The organism is Pseudomonas sp. SMV71 (assembly GCF_052042015.1).
In the GTDB taxonomy this organism is placed as follows: Bacteria; Pseudomonadota; Gammaproteobacteria; order Pseudomonadales; family Pseudomonadaceae; genus Aquipseudomonas.
This window is the reverse complement of sequence record NZ_JBKGGU010000023.1, coordinates 1-25,585: the sequence shown is the minus strand read 5'-3', so window position 1 is coordinate 25,585 and position 25,585 is coordinate 1. Positions and strand designations below refer to the sequence as shown.

General features: G+C 61.7%; 20 protein-coding genes, 1 pseudogene and 1 riboswitch. Of the genes and pseudogenes, 10 read left to right on the top strand and 11 right to left on the bottom strand.

The window, feature by feature from the left end; all coding sequences use genetic code 11:
- The first annotated feature begins 228 nt into the window (after positions 1-228).
- The 3 genes from ACLEJQ_RS21295 (at position 229) to ACLEJQ_RS21285 (ending at position 3,497) form a co-directional block, all read left to right on the top strand.
- Entirely contained in the window at positions 229-2,007 is a 1,779-nt protein-coding gene (locus ACLEJQ_RS21295) for a flavin monoamine oxidase family protein (RefSeq protein ID WP_440798145.1), read from the top strand.
- A gap of 309 nt (positions 2,008-2,316) precedes the next feature.
- A complete protein-coding gene (locus ACLEJQ_RS21290; RefSeq protein WP_440798143.1) occupies positions 2,317-2,868 on the top strand; it encodes a cytochrome b in 552 nt (183 codons plus the stop codon).
- Positions 2,869-2,900: 32 nt separating this feature from the next.
- Positions 2,901-3,497, top strand: coding sequence for a YceI family protein (locus ACLEJQ_RS21285; RefSeq protein ID WP_440798141.1), 597 nt, complete (start codon positions 2,901-2,903; stop codon positions 3,495-3,497).
- Positions 3,498-3,765: 268 nt separating this feature from the next.
- On the opposite strand, the gene ACLEJQ_RS21280 is transcribed toward ACLEJQ_RS21285, so the two are convergent.
- From ACLEJQ_RS21280 to ahcY, 4 genes and pseudogenes are all read right to left on the bottom strand, one after another.
- On the bottom strand, positions 3,766-5,610 hold the full coding sequence (locus ACLEJQ_RS21280; RefSeq protein WP_440798139.1) for a DEAD/DEAH box helicase: 1,845 nt from the start codon (positions 5,608-5,610) through the stop codon (positions 3,766-3,768).
- 232 nt (positions 5,611-5,842) lie between these two features.
- A pseudogene (locus ACLEJQ_RS21275) lies at positions 5,843-6,653 on the bottom strand (substrate-binding periplasmic protein); the annotation flags it as partial.
- Positions 6,654-6,843: 190 nt separating this feature from the next.
- Complete coding sequence (gene metF, locus ACLEJQ_RS21270) at positions 6,844-7,689, bottom strand: methylenetetrahydrofolate reductase [NAD(P)H] (RefSeq protein ID WP_440798137.1); 846 nt, start codon at positions 7,687-7,689, stop codon at positions 6,844-6,846.
- 194 nt (positions 7,690-7,883) lie between these two features.
- On the bottom strand, positions 7,884-9,293 hold the full coding sequence (ahcY, locus tag ACLEJQ_RS21265) for an adenosylhomocysteinase (protein WP_440798135.1): 1,410 nt from the start codon (positions 9,291-9,293) through the stop codon (positions 7,884-7,886).
- Positions 9,294-9,316: 23 nt separating this feature from the next.
- Positions 9,317-9,422: riboswitch (S-adenosyl-L-homocysteine riboswitch) on the bottom strand.
- A gap of 189 nt (positions 9,423-9,611) precedes the next feature.
- Here ahcY and ACLEJQ_RS21260 point away from each other — a divergent pair.
- Both ACLEJQ_RS21260 and ACLEJQ_RS21255 read left to right on the top strand, forming a co-directional pair.
- Positions 9,612-10,016: an acyl-CoA thioesterase gene (locus ACLEJQ_RS21260; RefSeq protein WP_440798133.1), complete on the top strand. Its 405-nt coding sequence runs from the start codon at positions 9,612-9,614 to the stop codon at positions 10,014-10,016.
- Between the two features lie 202 nt (positions 10,017-10,218).
- Positions 10,219-11,100 carry a formate/nitrite transporter family protein gene (locus ACLEJQ_RS21255; RefSeq protein ID WP_440798131.1) on the top strand — a complete coding sequence of 294 codons (882 nt, stop codon included), beginning with the start codon at positions 10,219-10,221 and terminating at the stop codon, positions 11,098-11,100.
- 24 nt (positions 11,101-11,124) lie between these two features.
- On the opposite strand, the gene ACLEJQ_RS21250 is transcribed toward ACLEJQ_RS21255, so the two are convergent.
- Both ACLEJQ_RS21250 and ACLEJQ_RS21245 read right to left on the bottom strand, forming a co-directional pair.
- Positions 11,125-13,089, bottom strand: a complete 1,965-nt coding sequence (locus ACLEJQ_RS21250; protein WP_440798129.1) for a patatin-like phospholipase family protein — start codon at positions 13,087-13,089, stop codon at positions 11,125-11,127.
- A 242-nt stretch (positions 13,090-13,331) separates the two neighbouring features.
- Positions 13,332-14,492, bottom strand: coding sequence for an MFS transporter (locus ACLEJQ_RS21245; RefSeq protein WP_440798128.1), 1,161 nt, complete (start codon positions 14,490-14,492; stop codon positions 13,332-13,334).
- A 212-nt stretch (positions 14,493-14,704) separates the two neighbouring features.
- Here ACLEJQ_RS21245 and ACLEJQ_RS21240 point away from each other — a divergent pair, with 212 nt between their 5' ends.
- Both ACLEJQ_RS21240 and ACLEJQ_RS21235 read left to right on the top strand, forming a co-directional pair.
- On the top strand, positions 14,705-15,538 hold the full coding sequence (locus ACLEJQ_RS21240) for an EamA family transporter (protein WP_440798126.1): 834 nt from the start codon (positions 14,705-14,707) through the stop codon (positions 15,536-15,538).
- 51 nt (positions 15,539-15,589) lie between these two features.
- The gene (locus ACLEJQ_RS21235; RefSeq protein ID WP_440798124.1) at positions 15,590-15,973 is read left to right on the top strand and encodes an MAPEG family protein; all 384 of its coding nucleotides are present in this window, start codon (positions 15,590-15,592) and stop codon (positions 15,971-15,973) included.
- Positions 15,974-16,045: 72 nt separating this feature from the next.
- Here ACLEJQ_RS21235 and mltA read toward each other — a convergent pair whose 3' ends face one another.
- Positions 16,046-17,242, bottom strand: a complete 1,197-nt coding sequence (mltA, locus tag ACLEJQ_RS21230) for a murein transglycosylase A (RefSeq protein WP_440798122.1) — start codon at positions 17,240-17,242, stop codon at positions 16,046-16,048.
- Between the two features lie 127 nt (positions 17,243-17,369).
- Between mltA and ACLEJQ_RS21225 the strand changes: the two genes are divergently transcribed.
- Positions 17,370-17,819, top strand: coding sequence for a c-type cytochrome (locus ACLEJQ_RS21225; RefSeq protein WP_440798120.1), 450 nt, complete (start codon positions 17,370-17,372; stop codon positions 17,817-17,819).
- Between the two features lie 66 nt (positions 17,820-17,885).
- Here ACLEJQ_RS21225 and ACLEJQ_RS21220 read toward each other — a convergent pair whose 3' ends face one another.
- Positions 17,886-18,281 (bottom strand): DUF1090 domain-containing protein, encoded by a 396-nt coding sequence (locus tag ACLEJQ_RS21220; RefSeq protein ID WP_440798118.1) that lies wholly within the window; start codon positions 18,279-18,281, stop codon positions 17,886-17,888.
- A gap of 88 nt (positions 18,282-18,369) precedes the next feature.
- Positions 18,370-20,046 (bottom strand): NAD-dependent DNA ligase LigB, encoded by a 1,677-nt coding sequence (gene ligB, locus ACLEJQ_RS21215; protein WP_440798265.1) that lies wholly within the window; start codon positions 20,044-20,046, stop codon positions 18,370-18,372.
- Positions 20,047-20,249: 203 nt separating this feature from the next.
- Here ligB and ACLEJQ_RS21210 point away from each other — a divergent pair, with 203 nt between their 5' ends.
- Positions 20,250-20,870 (top strand): LysE family translocator, encoded by a 621-nt coding sequence (locus ACLEJQ_RS21210; protein WP_440798116.1) that lies wholly within the window; start codon positions 20,250-20,252, stop codon positions 20,868-20,870.
- Positions 20,871-21,081: 211 nt separating this feature from the next.
- Here the strand turns inward: ACLEJQ_RS21210 and metK are convergent, their stop codons facing one another.
- Together metK and ACLEJQ_RS21200 are read right to left on the bottom strand one after the other, a co-directional pair.
- Positions 21,082-22,272: a methionine adenosyltransferase gene (gene metK, locus ACLEJQ_RS21205; RefSeq protein WP_440798114.1), complete on the bottom strand. Its 1,191-nt coding sequence runs from the start codon at positions 22,270-22,272 to the stop codon at positions 21,082-21,084.
- Between the two features lie 19 nt (positions 22,273-22,291).
- Positions 22,292-23,287: an ArsR/SmtB family transcription factor gene (locus ACLEJQ_RS21200; RefSeq protein ID WP_440798112.1), complete on the bottom strand. Its 996-nt coding sequence runs from the start codon at positions 23,285-23,287 to the stop codon at positions 22,292-22,294.
- Positions 23,288-23,559: 272 nt separating this feature from the next.
- Between ACLEJQ_RS21200 and tkt the strand changes: the two genes are divergently transcribed.
- Positions 23,560-25,557 carry a transketolase gene (gene tkt, locus ACLEJQ_RS21195; RefSeq protein ID WP_440798110.1) on the top strand — a complete coding sequence of 666 codons (1,998 nt, stop codon included), beginning with the start codon at positions 23,560-23,562 and terminating at the stop codon, positions 25,555-25,557.
- Positions 25,558-25,585 lie beyond the last annotated feature (28 nt).

Below are 25,585 nucleotides of genomic sequence, written 5' to 3'. Positions count from 1 at the left end.
GGCTCGCGGCGGGCGCGGGCAAAACAATCGCGCAAGCCTATGCAATGCCGGCCCAGGGGACAACCCATTGTGTCGATCACGCTACTTTGGAGCAGGCGATAGACGTCGCTGGCGGCGTTTTGATGGCTGACGTATTCTTCGCCGTTCCTGGGCCGACTGGCTCGAAAAACCGCGGGCCGACTGGCTCGAAACCGAAATTTCCTACGCTTTAAAACCGGAGTTCCCTGAATGTCTGCTGGTTGGCTGCGCGCCTGTGCGCTGGTGATGATAGGGCTGTTCAGCGTTTCGGCGCTGGCCAAGGACAAACAACCGACGGCGATTGTCATCGGTGGCGGGCTGGCGGGCCTCACGGCGGCCTATGAATTGCAGAACAAGGGCTGGGCGGTGACGTTGCTGGAAGCCAAGCAGGACCTGGGCGGACGCTCGGGCATGGCCACCAGCGAATGGATCGGCAATGAAAAGACTCAGCCGGTGCTCAACAAATATGTCTCGACCTTCAAGCTGAGCACCACCCCGGCCCCGGAATTCGTGCGCACCCCCAGCTACCTGATCGACGGCACCTACTTCACCGCCGCCGACCTGGCGACCAAGCAACCCGCCACGGCCGAGGCTCTCAAGCGCTACGAAACCACCCTGGACGACCTGGCGCGTTCCATTGACGATCCGCTGAATCCGGCCGCCACCAGCACCTTGCATTCACTGGACCAGATCACCGTGTCCAACTGGCTCGACCGTTTGCAGTTACCGGCCACCGCGCGGCAGCTGGTGAACCAGGAAATCCGTACCCGTTTTGACGAACCGTCGCGCCTGTCGCTGTTGTATTTCGCCCAGCAGAGCCGGGTCTATCGTGGTGTGTCCGACCGTGACCTGCGGGCCTCGCGCCTGCTGGGCGGCAGCCCGGTGCTGGCCCAGGCGTTCGTCAAACAGTTGAAAACCATCAAAACCAACTCGCCGGTCTCTGCGATCTCTCAGGACAAGGACGGCGTGACCGTCAAGGTCGGCAGCGTCGGCTACCAGGCGGACTACGTCGTGCTGGCGGTGCCGTTGCGCGCCCTGAACAAGATCCAGCTGACCCCGGCCCTGGATGCCCAGCACCAGGGCGCGATCAAGGGCACCAACTACGGCTGGCGCGACCAGATCATGCTCAAGTTCAAGACCCCGGTCTGGGACAGCAAGGCGCGCATGTCCGGTGAGATCTACAGCAACACCGGGCTGGGCATGATGTGGATCGAGCCGGCCCTGAAGGGCGGCGCCAACGTGGTCATCAACCTTTCCGGCGATAACGCCCGGGTGATGCAGGCGTTCGGCGACAAACAGATGGTCGACCAGGTCCTCATCCGCCTGCACGCTTTCTATCCACAGGCCCGTGGTGCCTTTACCGGGTATGAGATTCGTCGCTACAGCACCGATCCGTCCATGGGCGGCTCGTACCTGGCCTTTGGCCCGGGCCAGATCAGCAAATACTGGCGGCTGTGGGAAAAACCGTTGCAGCGCGTAGCCTTTGCCGGCGAACACACCGACAGCCTGTATCCAGGCACCCTGGAAGGCGCATTGCGCAGCGGTCAACGGGCAGCCAGCCAGGTTGAAGACCTGGCGGCCGGCAAATCCTTCGAGCCTGCCAAGGTTGCCCCGGCGGCGACCGCAGCAGCGGCCGGTGCGGTGGCGGCGAAGAAGGGCAACTTCTTCAGCAACCTGTTCGGTGGCTCCGATGACGAGAAGAAGCCAGAACCGGTCAAGGCCCCGGAGCCGGTAGCGCCACCGCCGGCACCTGCTCCAGCACCTGCGCCAGCCCTGGCACCGGTAGAGCCGCCGAAACCTGCGGCGCCGGTGAAAGCTGAACCTGCCAAGAAGGCGGCGGCTAAACCTGCGGCTAAAAAAGCCGCGGCCAAGCCCGAGGCGAAAAAAGCCGCGGCCAAGGCCCCGGTGAAAAAGGCTGAACCGGCGAAGAAGCCCGCGGCCAAGCCGGCTGCAACGACACCGGCAGCGACTGAGACCAAGGCTCAGTAAGGCGAGTCAATAAAAAACGCGGCGAGTCAGCCGCGTTTTTTATTGCCTGTGCGAACGCCATCGCGAGCAAGCTCGCTCCCACAGGGACCGCGTTCGGCCAGTCACCACGGGCCATTGTGGGAGCGAGCCTGCTCGCGATGAGGCCGTCCCGGTCAAACTGATATCACAGCCTGTTTTCCCGTTAATCTTTCCTTAACCGACCCCAACCAAACTGATGATCGTATTTCTCGATATTTCAAAGCGAAATTTTCCGCTTTAATTCGATAGATAAGCGGCTATCTTGATCGCAGTTTTTACAGGATATGAGCAATGCAGCTACGCAACTCTTCTTCTCGCTATGGCTGGGTCAGCATCGTCTTGCACTGGGGCGTAGCGCTGGCGGTGTACGGGCTGTTCGCGCTGGGCCTGTGGATGGTTGGCCTGGACTACTACAGCACCTGGCGCAAAGACGCGCCGGACTTGCACAAGAGCATCGGCCTGGTGTTGCTGGCGGTCATGTTGCTGCGGGTGATCTGGCGCTTGGTCAGCCCACCGCCGCCGACCCTGCAAACCTATGGTCGCCTGACCCGCGTCAGCGCCAAGCTCGGCCATAGTGCCCTGTATCTCGGGTTGTTCGCCGTGATGATTGCCGGTTACCTGATTTCCACCGCAGACGGTGTCGGGATCCCGGTGTTTGGCCTGTTTGAAGTCCCCGCGCTGGTGTCCGGACTGCCTGACCAGGCAGACGTGGCCGGCGAGATTCACCTGTACCTGGCCTGGGCGCTGGTCATTTTTTCCGGCCTCCATGCGTTGGCAGCATTGAAACACCACTTTATCGACCGTGACGCGACCCTCAAGCGCACGCTGGGGCGCCAAGCCTGATGTTCAACCTCGACTCCAAAGGAATAGAAAACATGTTGAAAAAGACGCTCGCCGCCCTGGCAATCGGTTCCGCCCTGCTGTCCGCCGGCCAGGCCATGGCTGCCGATTACGTGGTCGACAAGGAAGGTCAGCACGCCTTCGTCGACTTCAAGATCAGCCACCTGGGCTACAGCTACATCACCGGTACCTTCAAGGACATCGACGGCAAGTTCAGTTTCGACGCCGCCAAGCCGGAAGACAGCAAGATCGAATTCAATGTCCGTACTGCCAGCGTGTTCACCAACCACGCCGAGCGCGACAAGCACATCGCCAGCGCCGACTTCCTGAACGCGGGCAAATTTGCCGACGCCAAGTTCGTTTCCACCAGCGTCAAGTCCACCGGCAAGAACGCCGATGGCAAGGAAACGGCCGACGTCACTGGCGACCTGACCCTGCTGGGCGTGACCAAGCCGGTCGTGGTCAAGGCTACCTTCCTGGGCGAAGGCAAGGATCCATGGGGCGGCTACCGTGCCGGTTTCGAAGGCACCACCACCATCAAGCGTTCCGACTTCGGCAAGCAGAAAGACCTGGGCCCATCGTCCGATGCGGTCGAGCTGTACGTTTCGTTTGAAGGTGTCAAAGCGAAGTAACCTTCGCGCCTGATAAAAAAACGCCCCTGGCCTTGCGGTCAGGGGCGTTTTTTTATTGCCGTATGAAACTGTTGCATGCGACCCAACCCCCTGTGGGAGCGAGCTTGCTCGCGATAGCGGTGGTTCAGCCAACAGAGATGTTCACCCATGCGGCCTCATCGCGAGCAAGCTCGCTCCCACAGGAATTTGGTCCCATAGAGTTTGGGTGCTTCAACAAAAATGCCCCTTGATCGCGAGACCAAGGGGCATTTTCCATTCACGGGAAAACTCAGCGATTGCGGGTCAGCAACGCCGGTTTCTCGCCTCGCGGACGGCTTGGCAGTTGATCCAGTTGCTCAGGCGTCGGGAAACGATCGGCTTTCGATTCCTTGTGCATGATCTTCGGCTGGTTGCTGCGCGGGTTCTGCACGGCGGGTTCCTGGCGAGACTGGTCGTCACGGGCCGGGCGGCGAGGGCGGTCTTCGCGACGGGCCTGGCCGTCACGGGGCGCGCCGTTGCGTGGGCCGCTGCGTTTGCCCGGTGGAGTACCGGTGGACGAGCCGTTGCTGTTGCGAGGGCCGTTCTGACGACCTTGCGACTGACCGCTACGCTGGCCGCCCGCGCCTTGTGCCGGGGCACCTGGACGACGACCGCGGCCTTGAGGCGGTTTCTGCTGTGGCACGTAGTCGACGCGGTTGCCGAAGTTGTCGATATCGTCGTCCAGGAATTCATCCGGGGCACGATCGGCGGCGGCGCGAGGGATCTGGCGCTGAGGCTCACGGGCCGGCGTGCCTTCGCGGGGCTTGTGCTCGCGAGCCGGGCGTTCGCCACGGCTGCCGGCGGGTTTTTCCTTGCCCTTGTCCTTGCCTTTGTCCTTGCGACCGCCGCCACCGCCGTTCGGGCCGTCGCCACGCGGGCCACGGGCGTTGCGCGGGTTGCGCACGTCCGGACGCTCGCGCACTTCAGGCTTCTCGGCCTCGATGGTGCTGGCATCGAAGCCCATCAGGTCGCCGTCAGGGATCTTCTGCTTGGTCATGCGCTCGATGCTTTTGAGCAGCTTTTCCTCGTCCGGGGCGACCAGCGAGATCGCTTCACCCGAACGACCGGCCCGACCGGTACGGCCGATGCGGTGCACGTAGTCTTCATCGACGTTCGGCAGCTCGAAGTTGACCACGTGGGGCAACTGATCGATGTCCAGCCCGCGGGCGGCGATATCCGTGGCAACCAGGATCCGCACTTCGCCGGCCTTGAAGTCGGCCAGGGCCTTGGTGCGTGCGTTCTGGCTCTTGTTGCCATGGATCGCCACGGCCGGCAGGCCATGCTTGTCCAGGTATTCGGCCAGGCGATTGGCGCCGTGCTTGGTGCGGGTGAACACCAGCACCTGTTCCCAGGCGCCGGTGGTGATCAGGTGCGCCAGCAGGGCGCGCTTGTGGCTGGCTGGCAGGCGGAACACACGCTGTTCGATACGCTCGACCGTGGTGTTCGGCGGCGTGACTTCGATGCGTTCCGGGTTGTGCAACAGCTTGCCGGCCAGGTCGGTGATGTCCTTGGAGAACGTCGCCGAAAACAGCAGGTTCTGGCGCTTGGCGGGCAGGCGGGAGAGGACCTTCTTCACGTCATGGACGAAGCCCATGTCGAGCATGCGGTCGGCTTCGTCCAGCACGAGGATTTCCACGTGGGACAGATCGACGCTGCCCTGGCCGGCCAGGTCCAGCAAGCGGCCGGGACAGGCGACCAGGACGTCGACGCCGCGGGCCATGGCCTGGACCTGGGGATTCATGCCGACGCCGCCGAAGATGCAGGCACTGACGAACTTCAGGTCGCGAGCGTAGATCTTGAAGCTCTCGTGGACCTGGGCCGCCAGTTCGCGGGTCGGGGTCAGGACCAGTACGCGCGGTTGGCGCGGACCGTGACGCTGGGATTTGTCCGGGTGACCGTTGGGAAACAACCGCTCCAGGATCGGGAGGGCGAAACCGCCGGTTTTACCAGTACCTGTCTGTGCGGCGACCATCAGATCGCGACCTTGCAACACGGCGGGAATGGCCCGCTGTTGCACCGGGGTAGGCTCGGTGTAGCCGGCGGCTTCGATGGCGCCGACTAAAGCCTCGGAGAGACCGAGGGAAGCAAAGGACATGAGTAATCCTGTTTTAGTGAGGGCCTGGCCCAATGGGATAGTCTTGCCTGGCGCGAATGACGTTCAATGAAAAAGACGTCATCCCGTCCGGTCCTGCCGGGTCTCAAAGGCTCTTGCGGACAAGGCTCGCGCGGGCTTGAAGCTGCGCTGTAGCGGTGTCCGGAGACCTTTTGCAAGACCGGGCGTCCGGGCGTGAGCCTGGCGGGAAGGCGCGAGTATAACAGAGCAAACGCCGTGCGCCGCGTTCCTGCTGCTCAACGGTTTATTTGTGGGATGGCCGGACCTGGCGCTGCGACCCCGGCGAGGGGGCCGGCACCGTAGCGGGCGCTCAGTTCGGCATAGGCCGGTTCGCGCTTGAACCGCTTGAGTTCGGCGGCGAAACGTTGCACCAGCAAATCCATCCCGGCCTTGCGGCGCACCGCCAGGTACTGGCTTTGGCGGCTGACCACGACTGGGTTTTCGGTGATCTGGTCACCCAGTTTCATTTGCTCGAGCATGTATCGGCCGACCCTGCGATCGGTGATCAGCAGGTCGATCCGGCCCAATTGCAGCTTGCCGAAGTTGGCTTCGTGCGTCGGCGCCGTTTCCCGCTTGAAATGGCTGGCTTCGCTGAAGGCCTGGCTGTAGAGATAGCCGGGCGAAGTGCCGATAGTCAGGCCGCCCAGCTCATCGAGCGAGCGAAACGGATGGGGTCGGGCGTTGGCGTAGAACATCACAAATTCCACATCCGAGAGAGGTTCGCTGGGGTAAAGCAGCATCGCATCGCGCTCACTGCTCTGGAAAATGTCCAGCGCACCGTCCGCCAGTCCCTGTTCCAACATCGCCAGGCAACGCTTCCATGGCAAAAACTGCCATTCCACATCGATGCCCAGGCGCTTGAACACAATGGCAGTGGTTTCGTAGTCCAATCCCTGGGCCTTGCCGTTCTCTTCAAAGACGTAGGGCGCCCAGGGTTCGGTGACAATCCGCAACTTTTCAGCCCGGGCAACCATGCTCAGGCACAAGAGAAGAAGGGCGGTCAGTAAGTGGGCAATGACGGGCATGGCCTGAGGTTACGCTGAGAGCCCATCAAATAGCTAGAGCGCTCTGGCCTGTACCTTGGTGGCCTGTTGCATGCCATCGGTGTTCGCGGTGCAGTCGGGCCTATTGGCCTGTCATGGTCCACTCCCGGCCTCCTGGCGAAATGAAAAAAGGCCCTGGTTTTCGCCAGGGCCCTTTATTCGCATCACGCTATCAGCGCGGCAGCTTGAGGTTGTTCCACACCGCCAGGCTCGGTTCGGCCTGGTTGAGGGTGTAGAAGTGCAATCCCGGTGCACCGCCTTGCAGCAGGCGCTCACACATCTGCGTGATGACTTGCTCGCCGAAGCTCTGGATGCTGGCGGTGTCGTCGCCATAGGCTTCCAGCTGCTTGCGGACCCAGCGCGGGATCTCTGCGCCGCAGGCGTCGGAGAAACGCGCCAGCTTGCTGTAGTTGGTGATCGGCATGATCCCCGGCACCACTGGGATGTCGACGCCCAGCTTGCGCACGCGCTCGACAAAGTAAAAGTAGCTGTCGGCGTTGAAGAAATACTGGGTGATCGCGCTGTTGGCGCCAGCGTTGGCTTTGCGGACGAAGTTGCGCAGGTCGTCTTCGAAATTGCGCGCCTGGGGGTGCATCTCCGGATAAGCCGCCACTTCGATGTGGAAATGCTCGCCGGTTTCCTCACGAATGAAACTCACCAGGTCGTTGGCATGGCGCAACTCACCGCTGGCCATGCCCATGCCCGAGGGCAGGTCACCGCGCAGGGCCACGATCCGCTTGATGCCCGCAGCCTTGTACTGGGTCAACAGGTTGCGCAGATCAGCCTTGCTGTCGCCCACGCAGGAAAGGTGCGGGGCGGCCGGGATTTTCACTTCGCTCTCAAGTTGCAACACGGTGTTGATCGTGCGGTCACGGGTCGAACCACCGGCGCCATAAGTGCAGGAGAAGAAGTCAGGGTTGTAGCTCGCCAACTGACGGGCAGTGGCGATCAGTTTTTCATGCCCAGCATCGGTCTTCGTCGGGAAGAACTCGAAACTGTAGCGACGATCTTGGGACATGGTCGGAGCTCCCAGCTGCGAGCTACAAGCTAAAAGCTACAAGAGAGCGGTGCGCCGAGTTCTTGTGCTTAAGCTTGCAGTTTGCGGCTGCGTAATAGCGATGAAGAAGTAAGCCCCAAGCCCCAAGCCTCAAACCACAAGTAAAAATAAGCTGCTTTTACTTGTAGCTTGAAGCTCAAAGCTTGCAGCTGCCATCAGTACCGATAAGCGTGCGGCTTGAACGGGCCTTCGACAGTCACGCCGATGTAGTCAGCCTGTTGCTTGGTCAGCTTGGTGACCACGCCGCCGAAACCGCGGACCATTTCCAGGGCCACTTCTTCGTCGAGTTTCTTGGGCAGTACTTCTACGGTCAGGCGCTCGGCTTTCTGGGCCGGCGACAGGTCGGCGTATTTCTGGCCGAACAGGAAGATCTGCGCCAGGACCTGGTTGGCGAACGAACCGTCCATGATGCGGCTCGGGTGGCCGGTGGCGTTGCCCAGGTTGACCAGGCGGCCTTCGGCCAGCAGGATCAGGTAGTCGTCGTTCTGTGGGTCGAAGCTGCCGGCGCCGGTGCGGTGCACTTTGTGGACCTGCGGCTTCACTTCTTCCCATGCCCAGTTCTTGCGCATGAAAGCGGTGTCGATTTCATTGTCGAAGTGACCGATGTTGCAGACCACGGCGCGCTTCTTCAGGGCCTTGAGCATGTTGGCGTCGCAGACGTTGACGTTGCCGGTGGTGGTCACGATCAGGTCGATCTTGCCCAGCAAAGCCTTGTCGATGCTGGCTTCGGTGCCGTCGTTGTTACCGTCGATGAACGGCGAGACCAGTTCGAAACCGTCCATGCAGGCCTGCATGGCACAGATCGGGTCGACTTCGGAAACCTTGACGATCATGCCTTCCTGGCGCAGGGACTGGGCCGAGCCTTTGCCCACGTCACCGTAGCCGATCACCAGTGCCTGCTTGCCCGACAACAGGTGGTCGGTGCCGCGCTTGATGGCGTCGTTCAGGCTGTGACGGCAGCCGTACTTGTTGTCGTTCTTGCTCTTGGTGACCGAGTCGTTGACGTTGATGGCCGGAATCATCAGCTCGCCCTTGGCCAGCATGTCCAGCAGACGGTGCACGCCGGTGGTGGTCTCTTCGGTGACGCCGTGGACCTTGTCCAGTACTGCGGCATATTTCTTGTGCAGCAGCTCGGTCAGGTCGCCGCCGTCGTCGAGGATCATGTTGGCGTCCCATGGCTGGCCATCCTTGAGGATGGTCTGCTCCAGGCACCACTCGTACTCTTGCTCGGTCTCGCCTTTCCAGGCGAATACCGGGATACCGGCGGCGGCAATGGCGGCAGCGGCCTGGTCCTGGGTGGAGAAGATATTGCACGACGACCAGCGCACTTCGGCACCCAGGGCAACCAGGGTTTCGATCAGCACGGCGGTCTGGATGGTCATGTGGATGCAGCCGAGGATTTTAGCGCCCTTGAGCGGCTGTTCACCGGCGTACTTGCGACGCAGACCCATCAGGGCCGGCATTTCGGATTCGGCGATGATGATCTCGCGACGGCCCCAGGCGGCCAGGGACATGTCGGCGACTTTGTAATCGGTAAAATCTGCAGGCGTGATGACAGCGCTCATGAAGAGCCTCCATTCGTAATGTATGCGAATGGGCGCCGTTGTGCGTTTAGTGTCCATGCGGGTAGCCCGTACGAACAACGCCCCATCCGAGCCTGACAGGTCGAGCCTGCTGCAGCGCCCCTCGGACAGGTGGCGGGAACGGTCCAAGCGTGGACCGGCTAAAGCGGGGGCGATTATAACGGGCCCGGCCGATCTTCCAAAGGGTTTCTGTCGGCAAATCGAAATTGCCGATGATCGTTATAGGAGCCGCGACGTAGAGCCTGACCGGCCGGTCTGCCATGATGCGGCTATTCATCGGCCAGACACTCAGGAGTGAACATGAATTTCCACACCCGCAAATGGGTCAAGCCCGAAGACCTCAACCCCAACGGCACGCTGTTCGGCGGCAGCCTGTTGCGCTGGATCGACGAAGAAGCGGCGATCTACGCCATCGTCCAGCTGGGCAACCAGCGCGTGGTCACCAAGTACATCTCGGAGATCAACTTCGTCAGCGCCTCGCGCCAGGGCGATATCATCGAGCTGGGGATCACTGCCACTGAATTTGGCCGCACCTCTATCACCCTGACCTGCGAGGTGCGCAACAAAATCACCCGCAAGAGCATCCTGACCGTGGAGAAAATGGTCTTCGTCAACCTCGGCGAAGATGGCCTGCCGGCGCCCCATGGCCGGACCGAGATCAAATACGTCAAGGACCAGTTCCAGGATGACATTGCCAACGAGTGAGCTCGGCGGTGCGCCCATCGCGAGCAGGCTCGCTCCCACAGGGTTTCGCGTCGTGTTCATATCCTTTGAACGTCGCTAGTCTTTTGTGGGAGCGAGCCTGCTCGCGATAAGGCCCTCAAGGTTGCACCACATTGCCTGCCTCACTGAACAGCTGCGAACGCCGCGTGTCGTAGATTCATCACGACCTCGCTACGGGCGCTTTATGGACACTCACAAAGACGGCAAGACCCCTGACCTGTCTCCGCAGGAAAAGCACGAAGTCGACCGCAACCAGCCGCCCCGGGCCGCGGTGCTGCATGAAATCATCCGCACCCAGGGTGACCAGGAACTGGAGCGCAGTATTACCGCACTCTGGTGGTCGGCCCTGGCGGCGGGGTTGACCATGGGCCTGTCCCTGATGGCGATGGGACTGCTCAACTCCCGGTTGCCGGACCACGAAGGCTTCAAGGTGATCGCCAGTTTCGGCTACTGTGCGGGCTTTCTCGCGGTGATCCTTGCCCGCCAGCAATTGTTCACCGAGAACACCCTGACCGCCGTGCTGCCGGTCATGAGCAAGCCCACGCTGAGTAATTTCGGTCGTTTGTTGCGGCTCTGGAGCGTGGTGCTGTTGGGCAACCTGTGCGGCACCTTGCTGGTGGCTTACGTGATGCTGCACCTGCCGATCTTCGACCAGCGCACCGACCTGGCCTTCCTGGAGATCGGCCGCAAGGTCATGGAAAACGACACCGGCCAGATGTTCGCCAAGGGCATCATTTCCGGCTGGATGATCGCGACCATGGTCTGGATGATCCCGTCCATGGAGAGCGCCAAGATGTGGACCATCATTCTGATCACCTACCTGATGGCGCTCGGCGACTTCACCCACATTGTCGTGGGTTCGGCGGAGGTGTCCTACCTGGTGTTCGCCGGCGAGCTGGCCTGGAAGGATTTCTGGCTGGTGTTCGCCGGACCGACGCTGGCCGGCAATATTGTCGGTGGCAGCTTTATCTTTGCCTTGCTCAGCCACGCGCAGATTCGAAGCGAGGAAGGGCCGCCCAAGGCCAATCGTGCGAGTGGGGCTGAGCGGCGTGTTGATTCGCAATAGGCGGGACGCTGTTGGCAAGCTCCTTCAGATCGGCGTACGGGGTTTTATCAGCCTTTTTTTCAACTCGTCGATGGTGGTTGAGCTGAATGGAGTCAGGCCTGTAAGGCGTGATTTATAGTTTGCTATGAGGCGTATGAGCGCCTTGTTGAAGTCCGTTTCGTTCTGCACCTGCGACAGTTCCCTGAGGGCGCCGGCGATAAGGTCCAGGTTCTTCTGGGGCTGGCCGCCCAGATAACGTGAGGGATAGAGCACATATTCAATGACGTTATCGATGCGGGCAGCGAGGTCATGGCGTCGCATCTCCTCAATGGCGCGACTCGTGACTATGGAGGCGACGTCGGATGCACCCTCATCCCAAAGAACTGCGGCCTGCAACAACTGCATGAAATCCGGGTCGTTGCCATGATTGAGGCTTTTCGCCAACCACTCCAGCTTGTCGGGTTGGTCCGCGAGGTCGTCCAGCGCCGAAATGGCGTGGAGCAGTGCCGGGTTTGGCTCAAGCTTGTTGGACATTTCGTTGGCAGCCCTGATCGCGTCTTTCAGATTCGCCAGTGCTCGCCCGGCCTCTCGCCTGAAGTGACTCACTTGGGCATAGGTTTCTCTGCCTTCCGGCTCTGTTTGCAATTGCGAGAACTGGTCGTTGTTCAACGCCAGCAGGGCGGCTTGCGCTGAGGGGAAATGGAAGACCAGTTGTTCGGCGTTGCGTTTGTTCAAATGGTCCACAGTCTTCTTGCGCAACGCTTCCTGAAGCTCGTTTTTGACTTCCTTACTCATCGGGAAGTTGATTGTCCCTTTGAACGTGCCACTGTAATCGCCACTCTTGACCTTCATTGGGACGACAATCGTTTTATCCTTGAAAGGTTTGAGTCGTTCTTCAAGTCGTGCTCCGTCCGCTGTAAAAGATGTCCCCAGAATTTTGTCGACCAAGGTCGATGGTCCCGTACCGTGCTTTTTCGTTTCTCCGGGTTCGGACTCGAATACGAGGATCAACTGCTCGGTGTCCGCATCCGGAATCGGGCTCATCCTGACAGTAGGGCGGTCGAGACCGTGTATCGGTGTGTTCTGCTTGACGCCGCCGTCGACGAATTTGGTGATTTCCTCGACACCGTCGTTGCTGCCTTCTTGTTTTCTCAGTTGGAACGGCAACCCTTGCTGGGTCGGTTTGCTGAAGACTATCGGCAGGGCCGCAGAGATGAGCGCCGCCTCGGCAATATCCATTTCGGGAGTAAGTTCTGCGCAGAAAACCACCCGTTGCGCGCCGTCCTCGTACATGGCGGTGCCGGCGATTTCCAGCGCCTTGATTTGTTTAATTTCCTCGCTCAGCACCTTCAGGTCGCCAAACGTGACGTATTGGTTGTTGCGCACGTTGGCGATAGCGCGTTGCGCGTCTTCGCTAAGCTCGGTTTGTTGTTCGCAGCAATCCAAAAGGGCCGCGCAGGATTCCTGTCTGATCAGTTCCTTCAGCTTCGTGCCTTCGGAGCCCAGGCGTGGCAGCAAATCGCAGAGTAGTTGCACGAAGGGGAGGGCCTTCATATTTACGCCCATCCTCGACCATTCCTGCTGCTCAGCAGAGACGTCGGCCTTTGCACTATCGAGCAATGAGATAAGCGGGATGTCGTCGGAAATCCTGTCGAAGCCCTTATGATTCATGCCGCTGGCCAGTAAGGCGGCTGAAATGGCCCCGGCCGAGACGCCGCAAATCAGGCGGATAGCTTCTAATACGTCCATGGCTTCGAGCGCCGCGATGGCGCCGGAGTAAGCGGCGCCTTTGACGCCTCCGCCACTCAGGTTCAAGCAATGGATTGGCGGGTGATCCATCAGGAGCCTGGCGCTACCGTCGGCATATTCAATGATCGTTATCGACTGTGCCGTTGCGTTGCTTACCAATACGCGTTCATTTTCGGGGGGCGTCGTGCTGGCGACCTCATTCGATGGCTCGGTAGGGTTCGAGCGAGGGGTAATGGAGTGTTGTATCGAAGGTAAAGGCATTCAGGTTCTTTCCTTGGACCCGGGATAGGGGGGCCGAACTTTAAACAAAACCTGAAGGCGTTTTGCCCGATGACTCAATTGGAAAAATAACCGCCGTTTGCCAGCACGCCCCGGCGGTTTCAGTCAAAGGGCTCTGGAGCGGTGCTTTCAGCCGGTAGGTAAAACCACCTGCGCGTACCGGAATATTTTCCTACTGAATACGCAGCCCATTCGCTCACGGGTGGGGTCAATTTCTTCGGCCGTCAAACAGCGACCGCTGCCAGGCGCCGCTGTCGATAAATAAAGAACAACGCCGTCAATGTCGTCAGGCCGCCGACCAGGGCGCCGGTCCATGGCAGGTCCGCCAGATCCGCGCCGCTGGCGACTACCAGGCCGCCGATCCACGCGCCCGCGGCGTTGCCGAGGTTGAATGCGCTCTGGTTCAGGGTCGAGCCGAGGTTCGGCGCTTCATGGGCCTGGTCGATGATCAGCAGTTGCAGGATCGGGCACAGGGCGAAGGCGAAGATGCCCCACAGCACCAGGGTGATCGCCGCCGCAATTACCGATTGACTGGTCTGGCTGAACGCGGCCAGCACCAGCACCACGGCCAGGGTCATGCCCACCAGCGACGGCAACAGGCGCCGGTCGGCCAGGCGGCCGCCAAGGAAACTGCCCGCCGTCAGGCCGACCCCGAACAACAGCAGCATCACCGTGACGCCGTGGGGGCTGACGCCGGTGATGTCCTGCAGGATCGGTGCGATGTAGGTGAACACGCTGAACAGGCTGGTGGAAGCCAGCACGCTCATGCCCAGGGCCAGGAGCACGTTGGCCTTGCCCAGGACCTTGAACTCGCTGGCCAGATTGGCCTTCTCCATGGGGATTTCCCTGGGCAGCCAGACCCATTGGGCGGCAGCTGCGATGACGCCGATGACCGCCACCGCCCAGAACGTTGCGCGCCAGCCGGCGTATTGGCCCAGGGCCGTGCCCAACGGCACGCCGAGCACGTTCGCCAGGGTCAGGCCGGTGAACATCATGGCAATCGCCTGGGCCCGTTTGTTCGGCGCCACCAGCCCGGCCGCCACCACCGAACCGATACCGAAAAACGCTCCGTGGCACAGCGCGGTAATGACCCGGGCGGCCATCAGCGTGGCGTAGTTCGGCGCCAGCGCGCAGAGCACATTGCCGAGGATGAACATCAAGGTCATGCCCAGCAATGTGGCCTTGCGCGGCATGTTGGCGGTGCCGATGGCGAGGATTGGCGCGCCGAACACCACACCCAGGGCATAACCGGTGATCAGCAGCCCGGCCTGGGGAATGCTCACCGCCAGGTCGCGGGCGACATCGGGCAATAGCCCCATGATGACGAATTCAGTCGTGCCGATGCCGAAAGCGGCGACGGCCAAAGCAAGCAAGGCGAGTGGCATGCGCAAGGTCTCTGTCTGTAGTCTTGACGCTCTGATCAGGCATACGCAGCCGGGCTGCTCCGTTTCGAACGATACGGGGCACCAGCAAGATTATTGGAATTGGAGTATGCGCAACTGAATGCGGCGTGGTGGCTGGCAGTATAAACAGCTGTCGAAGGATCGCGAATCAATTCATCGCCCACTGATCGATGGGGCAGGGAAAGGAGTGTGCCGTGCTTGCGACGGCCTTGGTGTTAGTGGCGGCGCTGTTGCATGCGGCGTGGAATACGCTGATCAAGTTCAGCGGCGAGCGCTTGCTGGTGGTGGCGTGCATGGACAGCGTCGCGTTGCTGTTCGCTGTGTCGGCCCTGGGGTTGGTGGCATTGCCCCCGCTGGAGATCTGGCCGTGGATCCTGGCCTCGGCGGCCTTCGAGCTGCTTTATCGCTATCTGCTCATCCAGGCGTATCGGGTCGGTGACCTGGGGCTGGTGTATCCGCTGATGCGCGGCTTGTCGCCGCTGGTGGTGCTGACACTGACGCTGATCTTTGGCGGTGAGGCGCTGACGGTCCAGCAGGTGATCGGCATCCTGTTGATTCCGTTCGGCATGCTTTGCCTGTTGTGGCAGGGCGGCGGCGGAGAGCGACTGCCCTGGTCGATGTTGCCGGTGGTGGCGCTGATCGGTCTGTGTATCGGCTGCTACACCTTCATCGACGGACATGCCCTGCGCCGCTGGTCGCACCCGCTGGATTACCTGGTCTGGCTGACCCTGCTCAGTGCCTGGCCGTTCCCGCTGCTGGCGATGGTCGCCAAACGCCCGGCATTCGTGGGGTTCTGGCGTGAGCAGTGGCGGTTGGGGGTGGCGGTCGGGTTCTGCGTATTGTTCAGCTACGCTCTGGTGTTATGGGCCATGCAACTGGGGTCGATCGCCGAAGCGGCGGCGCTGCGGGAAATCAGCGTGATCTTGGTGGTGTTGTTCGGCATGCGCTACCTGAAAGAACCTTTTGGCCGTCCGCGGCTCTTAGCTTGCGGGCTGGTGCTGGCAGGCATGTTGGTGATGAAGTTCTGAGCCGCACCGCCGATTCCCCGATTTTCCTCAAACCGAAGAAGGAACTGCGTCATGACGGTTGCCCTGTGGTGTATTTTGATTGCCTTCGTACTGCCTTATCTGTGCATCGTCATCGCCAAGGTCGGCGGTAGATTCCGGTTGCAGGACAACCACGACCCGCGGGACTTCCTGGAAAGCCTCGATGGCGCGCCCCGGCGAGCCTATGCCGCGCAGTTGAACAGCTATGAAATCAATCCGGCCTTCGCCGCCGCAGTCATCGTCGCGCACCTGGCCGGCAACGCCGAGCTTGTGACCATCAACGTATTGGCAGTGCTGTTCATCACCAGCCGCTTGCTTTACATCATCTGCTACCTGGCGGACTGGGCGCTCCTGCGTTCGCTGGTGTGGTTGGTGGGGGTGGGGCTGGTGGCGAGTTTCTTTTTTGTTTCGATCTGAGCCTGGCTGTCGAATTTCGGTACCTGTACTGGCCTCATCGTCGGATCGCCGCCCGGAACAGCCAACCCGATTCTAGCGGTTGGCTGTCACCGCATTCGCCACCTGCGGCACTTGTGGCAGTGCCATGCCTTTGGGCCAGAGCATCCAGATCTGGCCCTGCTGCTTCATGTCCCCGGCCAGTTGTCCTGCCTCCTCGCCGGTGCCCCAGAACAGATCCGCACGCACTTCACCGGTGATTGCGCCGCCGGTGTCCTGGGCGGCGACGGGCCGGTTCACGGCGCTGCCGTCGGGGCGGGTCGTGGACAGCCACAGCAGGCTGCCCAGCGGAATCACCTTGCGATCCACCGCCACGCTGTAGCCGGCGGTCAGTGGCACGTTCAGCGAACCTCGCGGGCCTTCGTTACTGTCAGGGTTACGGTTGAAAAACACGTAGCTGGGGTTGCTGCCCAGCAACTCGGGTATCCGGTTCGGGTTGGCCTTGGCCCAGGCACTGATGGTGCCCATGGTCACGTCTTCCTTCGCAAGTTGCCCTTGTTCGACCAGCCAGCGACCGATGGGCCGGTAGGGGTGGCCGTTCTGGTCGGCATAGGCGATGCGGAGCTGGCGGCCGTCATCGAGGCGGATGCGGCCCGAGCCCTGGATCTGCAAGAACTGCAGATTCATAGGATCGGTCAGCCAGGCAATGACCGGTGCTTTCACACCCTTGGTTTCGATGGTGGCGGCATCGTCGTACGGCTTGAGCACCCGGCCTTCGAGCCGGCCACGCAGGCGCTTGCCCTTGAGCTCGGGATAAATGCTGTCCAGCGACACGATGATCATGTCCTCCGGCACCCCGTACACCGGGATATTCGCAGTGGCAGTCCGGGTCAGGCTGCCGGGGTAGACCGGTTCGTAGTAGCCGGTGATCAGGCCGTTGGGGCTGTTATCCGCCGAGCGCAGCCCATAGACGTCGAGGTTCTGTTTCAGGAAGGCGCGTACGTCCCGGGCCGTCTGCGGCACATTCGCCGCAGCCGCGCAGGTCGGGCCCCAGTTCGGGTCGGCCTTGAGCCGGTTACAGGCGCTGCGCCAGGAGCCGAAACCGGCCAGCAGGTCTTCATCGGATACCGCCGGCAGGGCCTCCCATGGCGCGCTGACGTAGGTCGCCAGGGCATGGGTCTTGGGCTCTTTGGGCGCTTCGACCTGTTCGCCACGATTGCAACCTGCCAGTAGCGCGAGTAGCGGTAGGGTCAGTGCCAGGCCTTTGTGCCAGGTTTTGAAGCGGCTGTTCATGAAGATTTTCCTTGCAGTCCTCCGAGCGCTTTATCAGCTGCTCGAACAACCCGTATTGTTGAGAGGGTCATTGGTGTTTGCCAATGACCCGAGGATACTAGCCGTCGTTTCCTGTCCCGAGGCCAAGATGTTTGTACAACGATTTTCCGTGGCCGTGCTGGCCTGCCTGATGTTATCCGCCTGTGGCGGCGTCGATCCCAATTCGCCCCTGGGGCAGCGCAAGGCAATTTTCAAGCAGATGCTCAAGACCGGCGAAGAGCTGGGCGGCATGCTGCGTGGCCGTGTTCCGTTCGACGGTGCGCGATTCGCCGAGGGCGCGGTACAACTCGATCAACTGTCCCACGAACCGTGGAAGCATTTTCCCCAGGTGCGCGAGCAGGACCATACCAGCGCCCGCGATGACGTCTGGCAGAAACAGGCGCGTTTCCAGGAACTGGCCCGCAACCTTGAAATGGCCACTGGAGAGCTGGTGGTCGCCAGCCGGATCCAACCCTACCAAGCCAGCAACCTGGGGCCGGCGGTGCAGAAGGTCGAAGACGCGTGCAGCGCCTGCCATAAGGAATTTCGCGATCATTGAATAAAAGCAGCTGCAAGTTTCCAGCGGCAAGCGGCAGGGGTGGGCCTTGAGCTTGCCGCTTGCTGCTTATTTATCCAATTCATCCACCGCTTCCTGCAGCTCCTTGCGGGAGGTCGCCAGCTTGTCCTTGCGTTTGTTGATCCGCTCGGCGTCGCCTTTCTTCATGGCTTTTTCCAGGTCGGCCTGGCGCCGACTGACCTCATGCTTGGCTTCGAGCACTTTGTTTTCACGCTCTTTGCGCAAGGATGCGTCGGTGCAGTGGGTGGTGACCTCGTTCAGCGCGGTCTCCAGGCCCGCTTGCTGATCCGGGTTGCCGCGGGACTTGGCCAGCTCGATCTGATTGATGATGCCTTGGCGCTTGGCCGCGCAGCCGGTGAGCTCAGGGGTTTGCTCATCCGCCAGCAAAGGGGCGGCCATGACGCTGCAGATGACCAGCAGGGCAACGGGTGACAGGAAATTCATAGCAACTCCGTAAGTATCGCGAGCGGTCGGTTCAGATGCGCTGTTGGAGCGCATTCTGGCCCCTTGGGTTCAACCGCTGGGGTCTGGATTAGAAACCATCGACCCCAACGGTGCGTAATACCTGACTCAAGGCCAACACCTGCGGGTCGCGAAAAAAAGCGCTCAGTTGCGCCGCACGCCCCGCCCCGATGCCGGCTTCGGCTTGCCATTGTTCGGCATCGCGCCCAGCCAGCACCTGCCACGGCCCCTCCAGACGGGCCTCGCCGACAGGCGGCAGACCCAGCGCCTTGAGCCATTGCGCAAATGGACGCTCTCGGGCGGCTTGCAGGCTGGTGAGCAGGCGGGCGCTACTGTGTTCGCCAAAGCCGGCAATGGTAGCAAGCTCGGCGGCATCGAGGGTCAACCAATCCAGCAACCCGTCGATTCGCCCGGCGGCCAGGAGCTTTTCCCAGGTGCCTGGGCCGACGTGGGGCAGGGCGAGGCCGTGCTTGCCGCTGAGCCAGCTCAGGCGGGCCAGAAACTGGCTTTCGCAGCCCGGTGTCGGTTGCCAGCAACTCAACGGGTGGTGGTCGGCCTGCCTCGGGACGCGGATGTCCTGTCGCACGGTGTTGCGCAACACGACACTGTCGAGGCGCGGGATGGTCAACCCGGCCAGACTGATGGCGACCCGGTCGCCGGGACGGATGTCCATTTCTTCCCAGCGTTCGAGGGAACTGACGCTTACCCGGCGGATGCGCCGGTCGTCGAGCATGACCGGTTCAAGCTCCAGTACCGGGGTGATTCGTCCGGTACGTCCGATCTTGAATTGCACCTTGCGTACCTCTGCCAGAGCCTGGGCGTAGGGATATTTCCAGGCCACGCTCCAGAATGGCGCCCGGGCCTGCCAGCGATCGGCGGGTGGGCGGCGGCTCTGGCGCAGGACGATCCCATCGCTGGCGAATGGCAGCGGCGTCCTGTACCAATGGTCACGCCAGCGCTCGGCATCGGCGAGGTTCTGGACGGGTTGGTTGTAGTTGAGCGCATCCGCGAAACCCAGCTCACTCAACACCGTCATCCGCTCGGCCAGGGTGTCCGGCCCTTCAGGCCAATCCCATACAAACAGGCCGATGCCTGCCGCCTCTTGCGCCGTCAGGTTATGTCGCGCCATCAGCCCTGCCACGGTTCCTCGGGCGTTGAGGCCGCCACTGCTGGCTTGCACATGCTCGCTCAGGCGCCAATACAACTCGCCTTGAATGCGCAGATCCATGGGACGGCGCAGTCGTTGGGGAATGGCGTCGATCAGCAGCGCAGCCCGGGTCCAATCGTGGCCGTGGACGCCGTCGCCACGGCTGATGGCTTGATGCAAGTGTCCCTCGCGGTAAACCAGGCTGACCGCCACGCCATCGATTTTCGGCTGGGCCCAGACGTCTTGCCGGCCGCGTAGCCAGGCCTCGACGGCGTTGGCATCCTTGAGCTTGTCCAGCCCCGTATGAACCACCGGGTGTGGGATTTTCCCGCGAGCCGTACGCAGCGGGTCGACTGGCGCCGGCAGGTTGAAGCAGTCACGCCACCGGCTCAGTTGGGTGCGGGACTGGTCGTACAGTTCATCGGCCACCAGCGATCGACCGAGACGGTGATAACTGTCGTCCCAGGTATCGACCTGCTGTTGCAGGGCAGCGATTTGTGCCTCGGCGCGCTCAGCGGGCCAGTCGGGGCAGGGTGTCGCGATGGCGGGCGGGCAGATGAACAAAAGACAGGCAAATAAGAACGACAACGCTGGCATCAAAGGCATCCTTGCGGCGGGTGTCCTTGAAGGCTAGCCACTGTCGCCGAAGCTGCGCGACCGGAGCGTTTCCGGATTTTGCCGGTGATGATGGCGCCGTCGCGGCGGTACAGTGCGAGGCGAATTAGCCGTGCAACTGTGCCTTGAACGCCTCATTGCCTGGCGCAGAATGAGCCTTCGATTCGTCCCTGCCTGGAATCTGCCCGATGGACCTGACGACACTCGCTGTTTTCATTCCGGCCTGCTTTGCGCTGAACATGGCGCCGGGGCCGAATAACCTGCTATCCATCAGCAACGCCTCGCGTTATGGATTCGTGCGGGCTAGCGGCGGCGGTATCGGTCGACTGGTGGCCTTCGCAATCATGATCGCCCTGGCGGCTGTGGGCCTGACGGCGGTGCTGCATACCTCGGAGCTGCTGTTCCTGGGAATCAAGCTCGTCGGGGCGGGTTATCTGTTTTATCTGGCCGTGCAGTTGTGGCGGGCCACGCCCGAGTCGGGGGGCGCCGCCGCGGTCGCGACGGCGAACATGAGCAGCCTGGCACGCCAGGAGTTTCTGGTGGCGATCGGCAATCCCAAAGCAATCCTGTTGTTCACGGCCTTCCTGCCGCAGTTTGTCGACCGTGCGGGCGTCGTCACGCAGCAGTTTGCGGTACTCGGTGGGTTGTTCCTGGCGCTTGAGTGCATCGCCATTGCGTTGTACTGCTACATGGGAATCCACGCACGGCGGTTGTTTGCCCGACCGAGTGGCAAGCGCTTGTTCAATCGGATGTGTGCTGGGTTGCTGGCGAGTGCGGCTTCGTTTTTGTTGGTGGCTCGCCGGTCTTGAGTCCGATGCAAGCTCCTGTGGCGAGGGAGCTTGCTCCCGCTGGGGCGCGAAGCGCCCCCCGATGTAACATTCAGGGATATTGGATCTGCGGCGCGCTCTATTGGGGTTGCTGCGCAACCCAGCGGGAGCAAGTTCCTTCTCCACAGGGTTATGTTTGGCATGAAAAAGCCCCTGGCGACGCGGTCGGCAGGGGCTTTTCTGAAGGCGGGTATTACAGGCCGGCTGCGGCGCGCAGGGCGTCGGCGCGGTCGGTTTTTTCCCAGGTGAAGGTGGTGAAGGTGTCGCCATCGACCGTCTTGGTTTGCGGCGTGCGGCCGAAGTGGCCGTAGGCTGCGGTCTCCTGGTACATCGGGTGCAGCAGGTCGAGTATGGTGGTGATGGCGTATGGGCGCAGGTCGAACACTTCACGTACCAGCTGGATGATCTTGTCGTCGCCGATCTTGCCGGTGCCGAACGTATTGAGCGAGATCGACGTAGGCTGGGCGACGCCGATGGCGTAGGAAACCTGGATCTCGCAACGCTCGGCCAGGCCGGCGGCCACGATGTTCTTGGCCACGTAGCGACCGGCGTAGGCGGCCGAACGGTCGACCTTCGACGGATCCTTGCCGGAGAACGCGCCGCCGCCGTGACGGGCCATGCCGCCGTAGCTGTCGACGATGATCTTGCGGCCGGTCAGGCCGCAGTCGCCGACCGGACCACCGATGATGAAGTTGCCGGTCGGGTTGATGTGGAACTGGGTGTCCTTGGACAGCAGCTCGGCAGGCAGGACATGCTTGACGATCAGCTCCATCACGCCTTCGCGCAGGTCCTTGTAGGACACTTCAGGGTTGTGCTGGGTCGACAGCACGATGGCGTCGATACCCACTACCTTGCCATTTTCATAACGGCAGGTGACCTGGGACTTGGCGTCCGGACGCAGCCACGGCAGCAGGCCGGATTTGCGGGCTTCGGCCTGACGCTGGACCAACTGGTGGGAAAAGGTGATCGGGGCCGGCATCAATACGTCGGTTTCGTTGCTGGCGTAGCCGAACATCAGGCCCTGGTCGCCGGCGCCCTGGTCTTCCGGCTTGCTGCGGTCAACGCCTTGGGCGATGTCCACCGATTGCTTGCCGATAATGTTCATCACGCCGCAGGTGGCGCCGTCGAAGCCGACGTCGGAACTGTTGTAGCCGATACCCAGGATCACGTCACGGACGATCTGTTCCAGGTCGACCCAGGCCGAGGTGGTGACTTCGCCGGCGATGATCGCCACGCCCGTTTTCACCAGAGTCTCGCACGCCACGCGGGCGAACTTGTCTTCAGCAATGATGGCGTCCAGCACCGCGTCAGAAATCTGGTCGGCGATTTTGTCCGGATGCCCTTCAGACACGGACTCGGAGGTGAAAAGGGAGTATTCGCTCATCTCGATGTTTTCCTACAAGTTACCGTTGGTGAGTGTCGCCAGTGGGCCGCTGAAAGTGGCGAACCTGGATCTGGAAACCATTGCGTAAGCCTACATAAAGGCTTTCCCCGGGCACGAGGCCCGCAGCGGTGGCCCAACGGGCCAGGTCGTCCTGTTCAAACCCCAGCCAGAGATCTCCGCAGGCCCCCCTGGCCCAGCTCTGATTGTGGCTGCATAACTCTGTCACCAGCAGGCTGCCGCCCGGTTTCAGCAGCTCGGCCAAGTGCCTGAGGGCATCGGCCGGCGCGGCGAAATGGTGCAGCACCATGTTCAATACAACGCAGTCGGCCTGCAGGCTCACGCCGTTCAAGGCATCGGCCAGTTGCAGGCGAACGTTAGACAGTGTTTCCCGCTCACATACCTGACGCGCCAGTTCGAGCATGGCCGGGCTGTTGTCCAGCGCCGTCACCTGGCTGAAGCGCCGCGCCAGCTCCGGCAGAAAAGCCCCGTCACCGGGGCCGACTTCGATTGCCGTGGCCGTCCGCTCGAAGCTGAGCTTGTCGAGCAGGGCCAGGATGCTTTCACGGTATTGCGGCAAGCCGGCGATCAGGTCCTGCTGGGCGCGAAACTTCTCGGCCACCCGGGCGAAAAAATCCTGACTGGCGGCGGCCCGCTGCCGGTGGACCTGGGCGATACGCGCCTGCACATCAGTCGGAAGTTGCAACGCGTCCACTTCTTCGAGCAGCGCGGCATGCAGCTTTCCGCCCAACAGCTCGGTGTGGGGCAGGGCGCGACGGTAGAAGATTGCATTGCCTTCGCGGCGGGTCGCCACCAGGTCGGCCTGGGCCAGGACCTTGAGATGGTGGCTCATTCCGGACTGACCGATATCGAAAATCTGCGCCAGCTCCAGCACGCCGAACGAGTCGTTGGCCAAGGCGCGCAAAACATTCAGGCGCAACGGATCGCCGCCGGCCTTGCAAAGGGCCGCCAGCTCGTCGCAATCGTCATGGCGAATGGAAGGCGCGTGCAAATTCATAGGTCGGCAGTCTAGAGAGGGGGGCAACTCATCGCAAGGTCAATATCAAAATGTTTTGATATTGGTGGATAAATGGCACTTCCCATCCTGTGCTTGACTCTACAAGCCATCAGCGGAAAGGTTTCACCTGGCGAATGCACCCTTATCAGCCGGAAAAACGCCCAAGGATGACTATCTGTCATTGCCCCGGGGCGGGTGGCTGAGGGAAAATGCTCGCCTTTTTTCAGTTTCGTTTTATTCATTCTCGATTCAATTCCCGCAGGAGATCAGCGATGCCCAGCCGTCGTGAGCGAGCCAATGCCATTCGTGCCCTCAGCATGGATGCCGTGCAGAAAGCCAACAGCGGCCACCCCGGTGCCCCGATGGGTATGGCGGATATCGCCGAGGTGCTTTGGCGCGATTACCTCAAGCACAGCCCGAGCAACCCCTTGTTCGCTGACCGTGACCGCTTCGTGCTGTCCAACGGCCACGGTTCGATGTTGATCTACTCGCTGCTGCACCTGACCGGCTACGACCTGTCGATCGATGACCTGAAGAACTTCCGCCAGTTGCACAGCCGCACCCCGGGCCACCCGGAATACGGTTACACCCCGGGCGTGGAAACCACCACCGGCCCACTGGGCCAGGGCCTGGCCAATGCCGTGGGCTTTGCCCTCGCGGAAAAAGTCCTGGCGGCGCAGTTCAACCGTCCAGGCCATGACATCGTCGACCACCACACCTACGTGTTCCTGGGTGATGGCTGCATGATGGAAGGTATTTCCCACGAAGTGGCTTCTCTGGCCGGCACCCTGGGCCTGAACAAACTGATCGCGTTCTATGACGACAACGGCATCTCCATCGACGGTGAAGTCGAAGGCTGGTTCACCGACGACACGCCCAAGCGGTTCGAGGCCTATAACTGGCTGGTGATCCGCAACGTTGACGGCCACGATCCGGAAGAGATCAAGACCGCCATCGAGACCGCTCGCAAAAGCGCCCAGCCGACCCTGATCTGCTGCAAGACCACCATCGGTTTCGGTTCGCCGAACAAGCAAGGCAAGGAAGACTGCCACGGCGCGCCACTGGGCGCCGAGGAAATCGCCCTGACCCGCGCGGCCTTGAAGTGGAACCACGGCCCGTTCGAAATCCCGGCCGACATCTACGCCGAATGGGACGCCAAGGAAAAAGGTCGTGCGCTCGAAGCCGACTGGGACCAGCGTTTCGCAGCCTACTCGGCCAAATTCCCCGAGCAGGCCAACGAACTGGTGCGTCGCCTCAGTGGTGAGTTGCCGGCCGATTTCGCTGAAAAAGCCTCGGCGTACATCGCCGAAGTCGCGGCCAAGGGCGAAACCATCGCCAGCCGCAAGGCCAGCCAGAACACCTTGAACGCGTTCGGCCCGCTGCTGCCGGAACTGCTGGGCGGTTCGGCCGACCTGGCCGGTTCCAACCTGACCCTGTGGAAAGGTTGCAAGGGCGTGAGCGCAGAAGACGCCAGCGGCAACTACATGTACTACGGCGTTCGCGAGTTCGGCATGAGCGCGATCATGAACGGCGTCGCGCTGCATGGCGGCCTGGTGCCTTACGGCGCGACGTTCCTGATGTTCATGGAATATGCCCGCAACGCCGTGCGCATGTCGGCCCTGATGAAAAAACGCGTGCTCTACGTGTTCACCCACGACTCCATCGGCCTGGGCGAAGACGGCCCGACTCACCAGCCGATCGAGCAACTGGCGAGCCTGCGTTGCACGCCGAACCTGGACACCTGGCGCCCATGCGATGCCGTGGAATCGGCAGTGGCCTGGAAGTATGCGATCGAGCGCAACGACGGCCCATCGGCGTTGATCTTCTCGCGCCAGAACCTGCAGCACCAGGAGCGCAGCGCCGAGCAGATCGGCGACATCAGCCGTGGCGGCTACGTGCTCAAGGACTGCATCGGCGAGCCTGAGTTGATCCTGATCGCCACCGGTTCGGAAGTCGGCCTGGCCGTGCAGGCCTACGACAAGCTGACCGCGCAGGGCCGCAACGTGCGTGTGGTTTCCATGCCGTGCACCAGCGTGTTCGACGCCCAGGACGCCGGCTACAAGCAGACCGTATTGCCCTTGCAGGTCAGCGCCCGGATCGCCATCGAAGCCGCTCACGCCGACTACTGGTACAAGTACGTGGGCCTGGAGGGCCGCGTGATCGGCATGACCACCTACGGCGAATCGGCGCCTGCGTCGGCGCTGTTCGAGGAGTTCGGCTTCACCCTGGACAATATCCTGGGTCAGGCTGAAGAGTTGCTGGAAGACTGATCGAAGTTGCGTCGCCCGGGCTGACGTC